Genomic DNA, 12,976 nt, shown 5'->3' on the forward strand with positions numbered 1-12,976 from the left:
TTGGCTGACAGATGCTAAGAAGGTGGAATAGCCAGAGTATTTAGTAACATTTGATAGACAATACCCAAAGAAATTGATTAGGAAAATCTATGCTTAAGAAAAAGGATCATGACGGACTTTCTCATAAAGATGAAGTGTAACCTAATTTGGTGTTAACGACGGAGGACTGACCCGCCAAAACAAAAACTTCCTATCTCATCATTAAGATAAGCTGCCCGCCTATTTAAATTGCTTGTTGAGATGAGGCACTGTTGCAAGACTGCAACAGTAAAGGGATTGGGAGAGATTGACCTAATCTAAGGATCGGGGGTTAAAATACGTCTTAGCTTAATGACAGACAATAGCTTGTTAGAGCTATAATCAGGGTTTTATGCCGAGAAAAGTTCCTGTTTACTTAATAAAGAAAGCTTGACAGATTTGTATAATAATGCTTGGTAGTGAAGCTTCCCAATAATTGATCCCCCATGACTTGGTTATATAAAACCCCCGGTATTCCCGATGAATTGTTTGAACGTTTACCCGGGATTCCCCTGAGTAAACGCGAGGTGAGATTATTGATGATTTCCGCTTTGCGGTTAGGTGATGGGGGGGTTTTCTGGGATATAGGCGCAGGAACTGGCACTATTCCCGTTGAAATTGGCTTATTATGCCCCAATAGTCCGATTATTGCTATTGAAAGGGATGAAGAAGTGGCCAGTTTAATCCGCCGTAATTGCGATCGCTTTGGGGTAAAAAATGTTACGGTTTTTGAAGGCAGCGCACCCGATTGTCTGCCCAATATATCCCTCGCACCCGATCGCGTCTGTATCGAGGGCGGCAAACCGATTAAATCGGTTCTGCAAGAAGTGTGGCAATACCTGAAACCCAACGGCCGCATCGTGGCTACGGCCAATAATTTAGAAACCCTCTATCAATTTTCCGAAGGCTTTTCTAATTTACAGGCGCGTAATATCGAGATCGTACAAGCGGCAGTAAATCGCCTAGAAACTAGGGGTATTCACCAAGTTTTTGCCGCCGTTGATCCCATGTTTATCCTGAGCGGCGATAAACTTTAATTGTGGATAACCTTCCATAAAGTTTTCTTAATCTATATAATTATGACAATGCCGCCTAACTTCTCTGGATTAACCATGCCTTGGCCACGCATTGTCAGCGCTATTTTTGCTATTGCCTTCGCACTGGGAATTATTATCGTTGGGGGTTGGTATTTCACCCTCGGCATCGGTGTTATCGTCTTTTTGGGACAATTAGAGTATTTTCGCTTAGTTCGCGCCAAAGGCATTGAACCAGCCGCTAAAACCACTCTCGTAGTTTCCCAATTACTACTACTGACGGCAACAATGGCAGCCCCCCTCACCGATGCCATGTTTCCCCTGGCTGGGGCGTTAATTTGTTTTTATCTGCTCTTTCAGCCAAAAATGGCGACAATTGCCGACATTTCCACCTCAATTCTCGGTCTGTTTTACGGTGGTTACTTACCCAGTTATTGGATTCGTTTACGGGTCGGTTTTTCTCCCGAAAGTAGTCCCGTGGCTATGGCCAGTAACTTACCCCTGATGGGATATTGGCCGGAATCCTGGATGGAACCGAAATTACTCCCGGCCGCTTTGACAGTGACTTTTCTGGCCTTCGGTTGCATTTGGGCTGCCGATATCGGAGCCTATATCATGGGAAAATGGTTAGGGAAAACCATTTTATCGCTGATTAGTCCCAAAAAAACCGTGGAAGGTTCCTTTTTTGGCATTTTAGGCAGTATAGCGGTGGCCGATTTGGGTGCTTGGTATTTAGATTGGCCCTATTGGCAGCTGACGGGCTTAATTTTGGGCTTATTAATTGGTATTGTCAGTTTATTGGGTGATTTAACCGAATCGATGATGAAACGCGATGCTGGGGTCAAGGATTCCGGCCAGTTAATCCCCGGTCACGGTGGTATACTCGATCGCACTGATAGTTATGTCTTCACCGCTCCCCTAGTATATTATTTCGTCACTTTACTGCTGCCCTTGTTGCGTTAGTAATTTGTATCTTCTCCAAGTGCTAGATTAAAGATTAAACCCAAATTTGCGATTATGTCAGCAGTCGTCCATCCCCGGGGTAAAGTTTATCTTCTCGGTGCGGGAATCGGTCAGAGTAGTTTTCTCACCCTGCAAGCGCGAGCAATTTTAGCCACGGCCGAGGTTTTGCTGTACGATGCCCTAGTGGATAGTCAAATCTTCTCCCTAGTGCCGAAAACCTGTGTTTTAGTCGATGTCGGCAAACGGGGGGGACAACCCGGGGCCGAGCAGAATCAGATTAATCGGATACTGGTTAATTATTGTCAAGAGGGAAAACGAGTTATTCGGCTTAAAAGTGGTGATCCGGGGGTTTTTGGGCGAGTATATCCTGAAATGTTAGCCCTAAAGCAGGCCGGCTGCGATTTTGAACTGATAACCGGTATTTCCTCCGCTTTAGCCGCTCCTTTATTGGCCGGAATTCCCCTGACGGAAAAGGATATTAGTCGCTGTTTTGCGGTCTTGAGCGCTCACGATCCCGAGTCTCTGGATTGGTCAGCTTTAGCAAAAATTGATACACTGGTGCTATTGATGGCTGGTCAGTCTTTAGGGCAAATTATCGAGAAATTATGCGAAAATGGGCGGAATATTGACGACTCGATCGCTATTATCCGTCAGGCGGGACGCAAGGATCAACAAATTTGGCGCGGCACTTTAGAAAATATTCTCGCTCAAACCGCCGGGGTGTCCCTCTCACCCTCTATTATGGTCATTGGTCAAGTTGTGGATCTGGCGATTATGTCTTCTCCCCCACCCCTAGGCGGTAAAACTATTGTTATTACCCGTGCCGCCGAGCAAACGAGTCAATTTAGCGAAATTTTGCAAAATCAAGGCGCAGAAGTCCTAGAAATGCCCGCTTTAGAGATTCGTCCCCCCGACCGTTGGCAAGGTTTAGACGATGCCATCGCTCAGTTAAAAGAGTTTGATTGGCTGATTTTAACTTCTGCCAATGCTGTTAATTTTTTCTTCGATCGCTTGACATTTTGGGGAAAAGATGCTAGGGCTTTAGCGACCGTAAAAATCGCCGTGGTGGGCAAAAAAACCAGCCAAGTTTTGCACTCACGGGGATTAAAAGCGGATTTTATCCCGGGGGATTTTGTCGCCGATGCCTTGGTAAACGAGTTTCCCGACCCGATTAGGGGGCAAAAATTCCTCTTTCCTCGCGTGGAAACGGGAGGCAGAGACATATTAGTTAAGGAATTAACGGCCAAAGCTGGTCAGGTGACGGAAGTGGCCGCATATTATTCCGGATGTCCGGCACGCATGGATAGTGGCATCTGGGAAGCGTTTCGAGAGGGGAAAGTCGATATAGTCACCTTTGCTAGTTCCAAAACCGTCCAGAATTTTTATCGGTTATTGCTGCAAGAAACGGCAGAATTATCGGTTAATTCCCTCTTAGAAAAAGTTTGTCTGGCTTCTATCGGTCCGCAAACTTCAAAAACCTGTCAAGAGTTATTTGGTCGTGTTGATATCGAGGCGCGAGAATATACCCTAGAAGGGTTGACTAGCGCTTTAATCGAGTGGAGTAAGACCTGAATTGGCCGATTAGTTTAATAATAATAAACGCTGGGGAGATAAAGTAACAGTCCAAGGCAAAGCTTGCTCCTTAATTTCTAACCATTTATCCTTATATAACTCTGCTTGGATATGAAAATCTTGATCGTGATTGGAGGGTTGATTAAGTTTCAGATAGAGAGTCAACCGATGGGGTCCTTCAATGGCATTAGCTAACCAACAGGGAAAAGTATTAATATCGCCTAAATCTCGACCAAAAATAATTTGATGAGCGCGAATTCCCGTATAGGCTAAATAGTCGGGAATTCCGGGGACGGTGTGTAATTTAACATCCCAATCAATGGCCTCCAATTGTTGATTATTAATGATTACAGCACGTGAAAAATTCTTACAGCCAGTAATTTTTGCCAAACTAACGCTATCTGGTCGCTCAAAAATTTTCTGTTTAGAATTATTAGCAATTACCCGCCCTTTTTCCATAACTAATAAATTCTCACATATTCGATAAGCTTCATCCATATTATGGGTAACAAAAATTGTCACGCCATCGTAATTACTTAAAGTTTTGATCATCTGAAGTTCTAATTGAGCGCGTAGATGAGTATCAAGGGCAGAAAAAGGCTCATCTAATAATAAAGCTTCCGGACGACTAGCTAAAGCGCGAGCGATGGCGACTCGTTGCTGTTGTCCCCCCGATAATTGATGGGGATAACGGTTTTCCATGCCGGGTAACTGCACTAATTCCAATTGGTTGGCAATCTGCTGTTTAATAACTTTTTTAGATAAGTTTTTCGAGAGACCAAAAGCGATATTTTCTGCCACGGTGAGATGGGGAAAAAGAGCATAATTCTGCACCACAAAACCGATACGACGCTGACGACTGGGGAGATTAATTCCCTTTTCGGAATCGAAGAGAATGCGCCCATTTAAGACAATACGGCCCCTTGAGGGCGTTTCCACCCCAGCCAGCGATCGCAAAATTAGGCTTTTTCCCGAACCCGAAGCCCCTAATAATCCTAGGGGCTGATTTTGGCAGTTAAAAGTGACCGAGAGGTTAAAACCGGGTAAATATTTCTCTATATCGACAAATAAGCCTATTTTATCTCTATAATGATTATTTTCAGCTGCTAAAAGGGCAAAATCGCGACCCTCCCAGGGTGGCAGCCAGTCCTCCATCTCGTTAGGTTTGCTTTCTCCCGGTCGTCCTAATTGCTGTTTGCGTTGACTTTGCCAGAGATTAACGGCGATAATCCCCGATAGGGAGATTAATATGATAATAAACACCCATATCCAAGCCTCAGTCATCGCTCCTGCTTCCACAGCGAAGAAAATCGCCATCGGGATAGTTTGAGTTTGCCCCGGAATATTACCCGCTAACATCAAAGTCGCCCCAAATTCCCCCAAAGCGCGGGCAAAAGCTAGGGTTAATCCCGCTAATACTCCGGGGAAGGAGAGGGGCAAAAGTACGCGCCAGAATATTTTTCTCTCCGTCGCGCCCAGAGTGCGGGCAACCTGTAGGATGTTGGCATCCACCTGTTCAAAAGCCCCTAGGGTGGTTTTGTACATCAGGGGAAAAGCCACCACCGTCGCGGTGATAATGGCGGCATACCAAGTAAAAACGACGCGAAAGTTAAATAAGTCTAATAACTGTCCTAATAGTCCGTTTTTGCCGAATAGGAGCAGTAAAATGAAGCCTAGCACCGTCGGGGGCAAGATTAAGGGTGCGACGAAAACTCCCTCGATTAGGGATTTCCACCGTCCGCGATAGCCTAACATCCAATAAGCGGCGGCAATACCGAGAAAAAAGATGATTATCAGGGCAATGGTGGCGGTTTTCAGGGATATCCATAGGGGCGAAAAGTCTGGCATTTTTCAGGGGTCAGGGGTTGGGTTTTGGGGTTTTGGGGTTTTGGGGTGTTGGAGTGTTGGGGTGTTGGAGTGTTGGGGTGTTGGGGTTTTAGTTGAAATTCCCCACTACCCCACTTCCCCACTTCTCCACTTCCCCACTTCTCCACTTCTCCACTTCTCCACTTCCCCACTTCCCCACTTCCCCACTTCTCCACTTCCCCTAAATTATCTGGCTATTCCGAAGCCGAATTTTTCAAAAATGTTTTTAGCGGCTGTGCCGGTGAGATGTTGGGCGAAATTCTTGGCAGCTTGCGGGTTTTTACTGGCTTTGATCACAGCTATGGGATAAATAATCGGAGAATGGAGATTATTGGCAGCCGTGGCCACTACTTTTACCCGGTCGGAAATTTTGGCATCGGTGAGGTAAACAATGCCAGCATCGGCGTTACCGGTTTCTACGGCGGCGAGAACATTACGGACGGAGGTGGTAAAGACCAGTTTTGGTTTTATTTGCTCTAAAATGCCGAGATTTTTCAGAACTTCTTCGCTGTACTGACCGACGGGAACGCTGCGCGGTTCACCCACGGCAATTCTTTGGACATTGCTGTTAGTCAGGGAACGAAAATCACTGATTTTTAGGGTTGAATTCTTGGGAACGATTAAAACTAGGCGATTAGTGAGCAGGTTTCTTCTGGTACTTCTATCGATTAAACCAGCTTTTGCTAAAGCGTCCATTTGCTTAGTGGCAGCCGAGAGGAAAACATCGGCCGGCGCACCCTGTTCGATTTGCCGTTGCAAAGCTCCCGACGCAGCGAAGTTATAGTTAACTTTAATGTTGCCATGGGCTTTTTCAAACCCCGGCTTGATTTCTTCTAGGGCCTCTTTGAGACTAGCGGCGGCAGAAACTAGAATTGTCTGGGTTTGTGCAGTGGCGATAGTAGAGGAAAAAAGGTTTATGTCTGGAGATAATAAGCAACTAAGGGCAATTGAGCCGATAAAAGCCAGAAAATATCGTCTTTTCATCAAGATTGATAGCAAGCGATCAATATTTATACATCTATCACAACCAATCCACCGCCCAAAATCTGTATCTAGGGTTTGCGGCAAAAAGTTTTTCCTGGGGTGTGGGGAGAATAAATAGAAATAATCTCCTATCTCCTATCTCCTGTACCCTGACTCCTGAATCCTAGAACTTAGGAAATCGTGTGAATTTTGAGGAAATTGGTGCCTTTAGTTTTCTGCATGGGAATTCCCGCCATAATCAGGATTTTATCGCCCGATTGGGCTAGATTTTTCTGCAGCAGAATTGATTCCGTTTGCTTTAACACATCCTCAAAAACAGATACCTGATGATCAAGAAGAATCGGGATCACACCCCAGACTAGATTGAGACGGTGATAGACTCGTTGATTGGGAGTCATGGCAATGACGGGAACCGAGGGACGTTCCTTAGAAGCCAGTAGCGAAGTGTAGCCAGAGGTGGTAAAAGTAACAATATAACGGAGATCAAGGGTTTGATCGATCGCCACTAAAGCCTCACTGAGAGCGTGAGTTTCATCGGACTGATTGGGGGGAACATTATCAAACTTCACATCCGCTTCCACATCATGGGCGATTTTGGCCAACATAGCCACCGCTTTGACGGGAAAATCTCCCACTGCTGATTCCCCCGATAACATCACCGCATCAGTTCCATCGATAATTGCATTAGCCACATCACTGGCCTCGGCCCGAGTCGGTCGGGGATTGTGAATCATGCTCTCTAACATCTGGGTGGCAGTGATGACGGGAATAGTTTTCATATTGCAGAGTCTGATGATGCGTTTTTGCAACATGGGGACTTTTTCGGGACTTAATTCTACCCCCAAATCGCCCCGGGCCACCATAATTCCGTCACATTCCTCGATAATTGACTCTAAATTTTCGATCGCTTGCGGTTTTTCAATTTTAGCTATCACTGGCACATCCGCGTGATTTCTCTCGGCTAAAAATGCCTTAATCGCCTTGATATCTTCTCCTTTACGAACAAAACTGAGGGAAACCCAATCAACCCCCTGAGAAAGACCAAATTCTAGGTCTTGTTTGTCTTTTTCGGTCATGGAAGGTAAGCGCAAATTGAGACGGGGTAGATTAACTCCCTTGCGACTCTTGAGAATTCCTCCCTCCAATACTTGACATTTTAGGTTTTTTCCGTTAATTTCAACGATTTTTAGCTCTAATAAGCCATCATCAAGGAGAATTTGCTCACCTAACTTGGCTTCCTCGGCCAGATAGGGATAATCGATCGAAACCGTGTTCGCTTCTCCCCGATACTCATCCATGGGGACAAGGGTGAGATAATCGCCGTCGTTGATGGAAATCGAACCATTGGGGAGATTGCCGACGCGAATTTTTGGCCCTTGTAAATCTTGCAGGAGGGTGATAGGATTGTCTAATTCTTGAGAAATTTGCCGTAAAAGACTAACAACTCTCGCATGATCTTCGTAGCTACCGTGGGAAAAGTTTAGCCGCGCTACATTCATCCCCGCACCGATCATCTGCTTGAGGACTTCTGGCGAATTACTGGCAGGGCCGATCGTGGCTACGATCTTAGTTCTATGGTTAATAATTGACATGGAACCCTTACTGATCGATCTTGGGACGATTACATGATATTCAATTTAGGTTAACTAAAAGTGAAGTGGAAAACAAATTAAGCTTTTCCACAGAGTTGAAATCGCTCTGGATCCTCTCCTTAGCAGTCAGGAATCAGCCATCAGCGGCAACGGTTGAGATCTTTAAGGTAGGATAAACTAATAACCATCTCCGCTCGTTTAGATTTCCTTATGACCAACACATTAGACGATAAAGCCATAGTCAAGGACTATTTTAACGCCACAGGATTCGATCGCTGGCGCCGGATTTATGGGGATGGCGAAGTTAACAAAGTACAAAAAGATATTCGCATCGGTCATCAACAGACGATCGATACCGTTATCGGTTGGTTAGAAAGTGATGACAATTTGCCCAATCTCTCAATCTGTGATGCCGGTTGTGGAGTCGGTAGTCTCAGTATTCCCCTCGCTAAAGCGGGCGCAACTATTTTCGCCAGTGATATTTCTGAGAAAATGGTGACAGAAGCCAAGGAAAGAGCGGCCAAAGAGTTAGCAGATACCAGTAAACTCACCTTTGCCGTTCAAGATTTAGAAGCATTAACCGGCCAATATCACACAGTCATCTGTCTGGATGTTCTCATTCACTATCCCACAGAAGAAGCATTAGGCATGATTAAACACTTGGGAACCCTAGCTCAATCCCGTTTAATCCTCAGTTTTGCCCCTAAAACCTGTTTATTAACCATTCTCAAGAAAATTGGTCAATTTTTCCCCGGTCCGAGTAAAACCACTCGCGCTTATCAACACAAGGAAAAAACTATTATCGCCGCTTTAAACGAAAATGGCTTTAAAATTGAACGGACGAGTATGACTAGCACTCGTTTCTATTTTTCCCGTATCCTCGAAGCTGTCCGCAGTGAATAAATAATGGCAGTCACCACCAGCAAATTAATCGAGTGGAAACAGCAAAAACGCGCGATTGTCACCCTCACAGCTTGGGATTATCCGATCGCGCGACTGCTCGATCGGGCAGGAATTGATATTATCTTGGTAGGTGATTCCTTAGCTATGACCGCTTTGGGCTATCCTACCACTTTACCGATCACCCTAGAGGCGATGATTCACCACGCGGCGGCCGTGTCTCGTGGGGTAAAACAAGCTTTAGTTGTCTGTGATTTGCCTTTTCTCAGCTATCAGGAAAGTGTCAGTCAGGCAATTCACTCGGCGGGAAGGATGTTAAAGGAAGCGGGAGTACAAGGGGTAAAATTAGAGGGAGGTTATCCCGCTATGATCGAGACGATTAGCCGTTTAACCGAGATAGGCATCCCTGTTATGGGTCATATCGGATTAACTCCCCAGTCAGTCCATCGTTTAGGATACCGTCAGCAGGGAAAAACTCCATCGGATGCACAAAGATTAATCGAGGAAGCTTTAGCCTTGGAGAAAGCGGGAGTATTTGCCCTGGTTTTGGAACATATTCCCGCCAATTTAGCCGCTACTATTACCGATAAATTGACTATCCCGACGATTGGTATCGGTGCGGGGGAAGATTGTGATGGTCAGGTGTTGGTAACGGCGGATATCCTAGGATTAACCGAAAAAGCTCCCCCTTTTGCCAAAGTTTATGCTAATTTAAGCGAAACAATTACAAAAGCAGTTGTAGAATTTGCCAAGGATGTGAGGAGAAATGAATAACGGCGAAAAAGCTACCTTTGGGGCCGGCTGTTTTTGGAAAACCGAGGACGCATTTCGGCGTTTACCTGGTGTTTTAGCCACTTCTGTGGGTTATATGGGGGGAAATTTTCCCAATCCTAGTTATCTCGATGTGTTATCGCGAATTACCGGTCATGCGGAAGTGGCACAAATTGCCTATAATCCCCAAGAAATAAGCTACGAGGCGTTATTAGCCGTTTTTTGGTCAATTCACGATCCGACTCAGTTAAATCGCCAGGGACCGGACCGGGGAGAACAATATCGATCGATTATTTTTTATCACACCCCGGAACAAAAGTTAATCGCCACTGCTTCCAAGCGTCAACTACAACTATCGGGAAAGTTTCAGCAGCATATCGTTACTTTGATCGAAGCCGCAGGAGATTATTATCTGGCCGATCAGTCCCATCAACAGTATTTGGAGAAAAAACAGGCTCGATCGGTCGCGGATTTGCAGAAGAAAATATAAAGACAGGTTCGGGGTATAATGTAAAGTTGCTTTCGCAGGAGATCAGGAAAAATGCCCGAGGCGGTCGGAGTCATTCAAACGTTGGGTTTTCCCCCCGTTTTAGCGGCGGCGGATGCCATGGTTAAAGGGGGACGAGTCACCCTAGTTTATTTTGATCTAGCGGAAAGGGGCGAATTTTTGGTGGCGATTCGCGGTCCGATTTCCGAGGTTAAACCGGCAGTAGAGGCAGGATTAGCGGCAGCGATGACCGCTTTTGGTGGCAATGTGGTCAGTCATTACATCGTACCGAATCCTCCAGAAAATGTACTGGCGGTTTTACCAGTGCAGCATACGGCTAAGTCAGACCGTTTTCGCAGTTAATTTCCCTAGCGATTGGCCCCAAACTAGACTATAGTTAAAGACTGGAAAATAGATTGGATTCTATCAATTGAACTTATCTGATTTTTGTTATTAGGAGTTAATTTATGACAGCCCAACCCGCGGTGGGATCGATCGAGACCAAAGGTTTCCCCGGTATTCTAGCGGCCGCCGATGCGATGGTAAAAGCAGGACGGATCACGATTGTTGGTTATTTAAGGGCAGGAAGCGCCCGTTTTACCCTCAATATTCGTGGGGATGTACAGGAGGTAAAAACCGCTATGGCTGCCGGCATTGAAGCCGTCAATAAAACCGAGGGGGCAGCTTTAGAAACCTGGGTAATTATTCCCCGTCCTCACGATAACGTGGTGGCTATTTTACCGATCGATTATAGCGAGGCAGTGGAACCTTTTCGCGCCGCCGCCGACGGTGCGATGGCACCAATCCGTCGTTAATATTCAAGGTCAATTTTTTGTTACCGGTTGGAACTTGTCTAGTTCCAACTTAGTTTTTAATGATGATTTAAGTTTTAGTCAGAAAACCGAATTTGATAATTGCTGCAACAGTTGCACCGATAACAGTTACTATCAAAGCCCATATTTGAGCCGTTGCCCTTCCTTTCAAGTCTTTGACATCTTCTTTGAGTTGGGAAACTTCGGTCTCTATTTTCGGCAATACTTCTAGTTTTGTTTCGATAATGATTTGAGAGTGCCAAGTTTTAAGTCTTGATTGCGATGAACTGGAATGGATAGGATTGCTTGGCTATCTGGTTTTTGATAGATATGATGACTTCCCGTTACCCGTTTAAGTATCCATCCCCGTTGTTCAACAATTTTGCCGAGTTTTTTCCCTGAAATAGATTTCATAGGACAATTTCTACCAGTTGATCTTCTGCGTGGAATTGATAGGATTCATTGGCAACAGCTAACCATCCTTCGATCACATCTTTTAAGTTATGGGTGACTTCTTCTAGGCTATCGCCTTCTGTGATGCAACCTGGAAGGGCCGGAACTTCTGCCCAATAACCGCCTTCTTTGGCAGGATGAATAATCGCTTTAATTTTCATGGTTGGTATAGGTGATCAAGGGTTTCTAATCTCCTTCTAATGTATCCTGAATTTTTGCTAATCGTTAGTTAATAGAACTTATCCAAGAAACGGGAACCGCTATCACGTCAAGGGTTTCGTTATTGTCAAACATTTCTAGGAGATAACCTGCTTCTGGTTGTTGTTTGTTAGGAGGTAATAATTCTAGAATCGTCCCTTAATCGCCTTTTTAAAAAATTGTGTTGAACTCTAAATATAGAACTTTCGTATCTTGAAAATAGGTGATTTTCATGGCTTAAAATTCCTGTACTTTAAATAAGTTGTAATTCATCTTTTTCTAAGTCGTTAAGAGATTGATTCGTGATGAGAGAATAAAGAACATCGGGGTCTAAATCAGCCCCATTTTCCCAATAAATTGTTCCCCAATCAGGATTAATTTTTACGGTTTTAAAAAAATCTAAGTCTTTTAGCGGTTGAAAAATGCCAACAAACTCGATAATTTCTTCAAGATTAATAATCCCCTCTTGATTATCTTCAAATTTAAGATAAAGTTGATAATTATTTAGAGGTTTCACTTCAATAATATCTTTTAGCATGGTTTATTCTAATGGTAGGATTGGTCGTAAAGGTTTATTAAGTCTAGCAAGTTGCCAATTTTCCTTTAATTCTTGTTGATGAATAGCAGCCCATTCAATTACTAAACCAAGAATCCTTGGAGACAATTGACCTTGTAAAATAGTAAGATTTTTAATGTCAATAATCGCCTTTTGTTGATTATAGCGAACATGAAAATGAGCAGGTGTATGGTCGTTATAGTACATAGTGATAATAATTCCTAAAAAACGACTAATTTCTGGCATTGCGAATTTAAGATTATCTATAATTTGTGTTAAGTGGTGATAACAAGCTGATCTTTTGTTTCCAATTCTAATAGGATGGGAATTAAGTCTTTGGCAATATCAATGACGGCATCTATTGTATCAGCTTCAGCGACAAGTCCTTGTATATCGGGACTGGTGGCGACATAGTAATCTTGGCCGTTTTCTTGAAAGCGTTCAATGGTGAGGTTAATTGGGTTTTGCATGGGGAATCCATAGGGTTTATAGAATAATTTTGTTATGACAAATTTTATAAACTTGAAGCTAATTCAGGCGCGACAATAGTTTCTAGGGAAAAAGCATTCAGAGCCGTTAAGCTTTTGGCGTGTTCCAAGGTGATTGCAAAAATATTCCCCTGCTGATCAAGATCGACCAAGGTATTTTCATTGATTTCTTGAGTCTCGACAATGGGATTGTTATTGAACTCTAGGTATAGAGTATCCGTATCTTGAAAGTAGGTGATTTTCATGGCTGACTTGGGTTATCAAGAGTTTCTAATCTTCTTC

The 12,976-nt window shown here is 44.2% G+C and carries 17 protein-coding genes; 8 read left to right on the top strand and 9 right to left on the bottom strand.

Going from position 1 to position 12,976, the window contains the following annotated elements; genetic code table 11:
* Positions 1-464: 464 nt before the first annotated feature.
* Genes cbiT through cobA form a run of 3 tightly spaced genes read left to right on the top strand, consistent with a single transcriptional unit; the run spans position 465 to position 3,587 of the window.
* Positions 465-1,055: a precorrin-6Y C5,15-methyltransferase subunit CbiT gene (gene cbiT / locus N0824_RS07555; RefSeq protein ID WP_002732225.1), complete on the top strand. Its 591-nt coding sequence runs from the start codon at positions 465-467 to the stop codon at positions 1,053-1,055.
* A 42-nt stretch (positions 1,056-1,097) separates the two neighbouring features.
* Positions 1,098-2,015, top strand: a complete 918-nt coding sequence (locus N0824_RS07560; RefSeq protein ID WP_108936318.1) for a phosphatidate cytidylyltransferase — start codon at positions 1,098-1,100, stop codon at positions 2,013-2,015.
* A 54-nt stretch (positions 2,016-2,069) separates the two neighbouring features.
* The gene (gene cobA / locus N0824_RS07565; protein WP_108936319.1) at positions 2,070-3,587 is read left to right on the top strand and encodes a uroporphyrinogen-III C-methyltransferase; all 1,518 of its coding nucleotides are present in this window, start codon (positions 2,070-2,072) and stop codon (positions 3,585-3,587) included.
* 9 nt (positions 3,588-3,596) lie between these two features.
* On the opposite strand, the gene modB is transcribed toward cobA, so the two are convergent.
* The 3 genes from modB to pyk form a co-directional block, all read right to left on the bottom strand.
* Positions 3,597-5,435: a molybdate ABC transporter permease subunit gene (modB, locus tag N0824_RS07570; RefSeq protein ID WP_108936320.1), complete on the bottom strand. Its 1,839-nt coding sequence runs from the start codon at positions 5,433-5,435 to the stop codon at positions 3,597-3,599.
* 204 nt (positions 5,436-5,639) lie between these two features.
* On the bottom strand, positions 5,640-6,437 hold the full coding sequence (modA, locus tag N0824_RS07580) for a molybdate ABC transporter substrate-binding protein (RefSeq protein WP_108936321.1): 798 nt from the start codon (positions 6,435-6,437) through the stop codon (positions 5,640-5,642).
* A 170-nt stretch (positions 6,438-6,607) separates the two neighbouring features.
* A complete protein-coding gene (gene pyk / locus N0824_RS07585) occupies positions 6,608-8,029 on the bottom strand; it encodes a pyruvate kinase (protein ID WP_108936322.1) in 1,422 nt (473 codons plus the stop codon).
* Between the two features lie 210 nt (positions 8,030-8,239).
* Between pyk and bchM the strand changes: the two genes are divergently transcribed.
* The 5 genes from bchM to N0824_RS07610 all read left to right on the top strand — a co-directional run bounded on the left by bchM (position 8,240) and on the right by N0824_RS07610 (position 11,002).
* Complete coding sequence (gene bchM / locus N0824_RS07590) at positions 8,240-8,932, top strand: magnesium protoporphyrin IX methyltransferase (RefSeq protein WP_002782147.1); 693 nt, start codon at positions 8,240-8,242, stop codon at positions 8,930-8,932.
* Positions 8,933-8,935: 3 nt separating this feature from the next.
* Positions 8,936-9,703, top strand: coding sequence for a 3-methyl-2-oxobutanoate hydroxymethyltransferase (gene panB / locus N0824_RS07595; RefSeq protein WP_002734057.1), 768 nt, complete (start codon positions 8,936-8,938; stop codon positions 9,701-9,703).
* Positions 9,696-10,190, top strand: a complete 495-nt coding sequence (gene msrA / locus N0824_RS07600) for a peptide-methionine (S)-S-oxide reductase MsrA (protein ID WP_108936323.1) — start codon at positions 9,696-9,698, stop codon at positions 10,188-10,190. Before panB ends, msrA begins: the two co-directional genes overlap by 8 nt.
* 51 nt (positions 10,191-10,241) lie before the next feature.
* Entirely contained in the window at positions 10,242-10,550 is a 309-nt protein-coding gene (locus N0824_RS07605) for a carbon dioxide-concentrating mechanism protein CcmK (protein WP_002782143.1), read from the top strand.
* Between the two features lie 104 nt (positions 10,551-10,654).
* Positions 10,655-11,002, top strand: a complete 348-nt coding sequence (locus N0824_RS07610) for a carbon dioxide-concentrating mechanism protein CcmK (protein WP_002733188.1) — start codon at positions 10,655-10,657, stop codon at positions 11,000-11,002.
* 225 nt (positions 11,003-11,227) lie between these two features.
* On the opposite strand, the gene N0824_RS07620 is transcribed toward N0824_RS07610, so the two are convergent.
* From N0824_RS07620 to N0824_RS07650, 6 genes are all read right to left on the bottom strand, one after another.
* The gene (locus N0824_RS07620) at positions 11,228-11,413 is read right to left on the bottom strand and encodes a type II toxin-antitoxin system HicA family toxin (protein ID WP_108936325.1); all 186 of its coding nucleotides are present in this window, start codon (positions 11,411-11,413) and stop codon (positions 11,228-11,230) included.
* Positions 11,410-11,613 (bottom strand): type II toxin-antitoxin system HicB family antitoxin, encoded by a 204-nt coding sequence (locus N0824_RS07625; RefSeq protein WP_108936326.1) that lies wholly within the window; start codon positions 11,611-11,613, stop codon positions 11,410-11,412. Before N0824_RS07625 ends, N0824_RS07620 begins: the two co-directional genes overlap by 4 nt.
* A 290-nt stretch (positions 11,614-11,903) precedes the next feature.
* The gene (locus N0824_RS07635; RefSeq protein ID WP_108936327.1) at positions 11,904-12,188 is read right to left on the bottom strand and encodes a DUF2442 domain-containing protein; all 285 of its coding nucleotides are present in this window, start codon (positions 12,186-12,188) and stop codon (positions 11,904-11,906) included.
* Positions 12,189-12,191: 3 nt separating this feature from the next.
* On the bottom strand, positions 12,192-12,452 hold the full coding sequence (locus N0824_RS07640) for a DUF4160 domain-containing protein (protein WP_108936328.1): 261 nt from the start codon (positions 12,450-12,452) through the stop codon (positions 12,192-12,194).
* A gap of 29 nt (positions 12,453-12,481) precedes the next feature.
* On the bottom strand, positions 12,482-12,676 hold the full coding sequence (locus N0824_RS07645; RefSeq protein ID WP_108936329.1) for a DUF1902 domain-containing protein: 195 nt from the start codon (positions 12,674-12,676) through the stop codon (positions 12,482-12,484).
* A 44-nt stretch (positions 12,677-12,720) separates the two neighbouring features.
* The gene (locus tag N0824_RS07650; protein WP_108936330.1) at positions 12,721-12,939 is read right to left on the bottom strand and encodes a DUF2283 domain-containing protein; all 219 of its coding nucleotides are present in this window, start codon (positions 12,937-12,939) and stop codon (positions 12,721-12,723) included.
* Positions 12,940-12,976 lie beyond the last annotated feature (37 nt).

It is taken from the genome of Microcystis sp. 0824 (genome assembly GCF_003112475.1).
GTDB lineage: Bacteria > Cyanobacteriota > Cyanobacteriia > Cyanobacteriales > Microcystaceae > Microcystis > Microcystis aeruginosa_C.

Coding starts and splice junctions, on each gene's coding strand:
- N0824_RS07605 (WP_002782143.1), top strand. CDS start 10,242: ATGCCCGAGGCGGTCGGAGTCATTCAAACGTTGGGTTTTCCCCCCGTT.
- cbiT (WP_002732225.1), top strand. CDS start 465: ATGACTTGGTTATATAAAACCCCCGGTATTCCCGATGAATTGTTTGAA.
- N0824_RS07620 (WP_108936325.1), bottom strand. CDS start 11,413: ATGAAATCTATTTCAGGGAAAAAACTCGGCAAAATTGTTGAACAACGG.
- bchM (WP_002782147.1), top strand. CDS start 8,240: ATGACCAACACATTAGACGATAAAGCCATAGTCAAGGACTATTTTAAC.
- msrA (WP_108936323.1), top strand. CDS start 9,696: ATGAATAACGGCGAAAAAGCTACCTTTGGGGCCGGCTGTTTTTGGAAA.
- N0824_RS07625 (WP_108936326.1), bottom strand. CDS start 11,613: ATGAAAATTAAAGCGATTATTCATCCTGCCAAAGAAGGCGGTTATTGG.
- N0824_RS07610 (WP_002733188.1), top strand. CDS start 10,655: ATGACAGCCCAACCCGCGGTGGGATCGATCGAGACCAAAGGTTTCCCC.
- N0824_RS07635 (WP_108936327.1), bottom strand. CDS start 12,188: ATGCTAAAAGATATTATTGAAGTGAAACCTCTAAATAATTATCAACTT.
- modA (WP_108936321.1), bottom strand. CDS start 6,437: ATGAAAAGACGATATTTTCTGGCTTTTATCGGCTCAATTGCCCTTAGT.
- N0824_RS07560 (WP_108936318.1), top strand. CDS start 1,098: ATGACAATGCCGCCTAACTTCTCTGGATTAACCATGCCTTGGCCACGC.
- modB (WP_108936320.1), bottom strand. CDS start 5,435: ATGCCAGACTTTTCGCCCCTATGGATATCCCTGAAAACCGCCACCATT.
- N0824_RS07640 (WP_108936328.1), bottom strand. CDS start 12,452: ATGCCAGAAATTAGTCGTTTTTTAGGAATTATTATCACTATGTACTAT.
- cobA (WP_108936319.1), top strand. CDS start 2,070: ATGTCAGCAGTCGTCCATCCCCGGGGTAAAGTTTATCTTCTCGGTGCG.
- panB (WP_002734057.1), top strand. CDS start 8,936: ATGGCAGTCACCACCAGCAAATTAATCGAGTGGAAACAGCAAAAACGC.
- N0824_RS07645 (WP_108936329.1), bottom strand. CDS start 12,676: ATGCAAAACCCAATTAACCTCACCATTGAACGCTTTCAAGAAAACGGC.
- N0824_RS07650 (WP_108936330.1), bottom strand. CDS start 12,939: ATGAAAATCACCTACTTTCAAGATACGGATACTCTATACCTAGAGTTC.
- pyk (WP_108936322.1), bottom strand. CDS start 8,029: ATGTCAATTATTAACCATAGAACTAAGATCGTAGCCACGATCGGCCCT.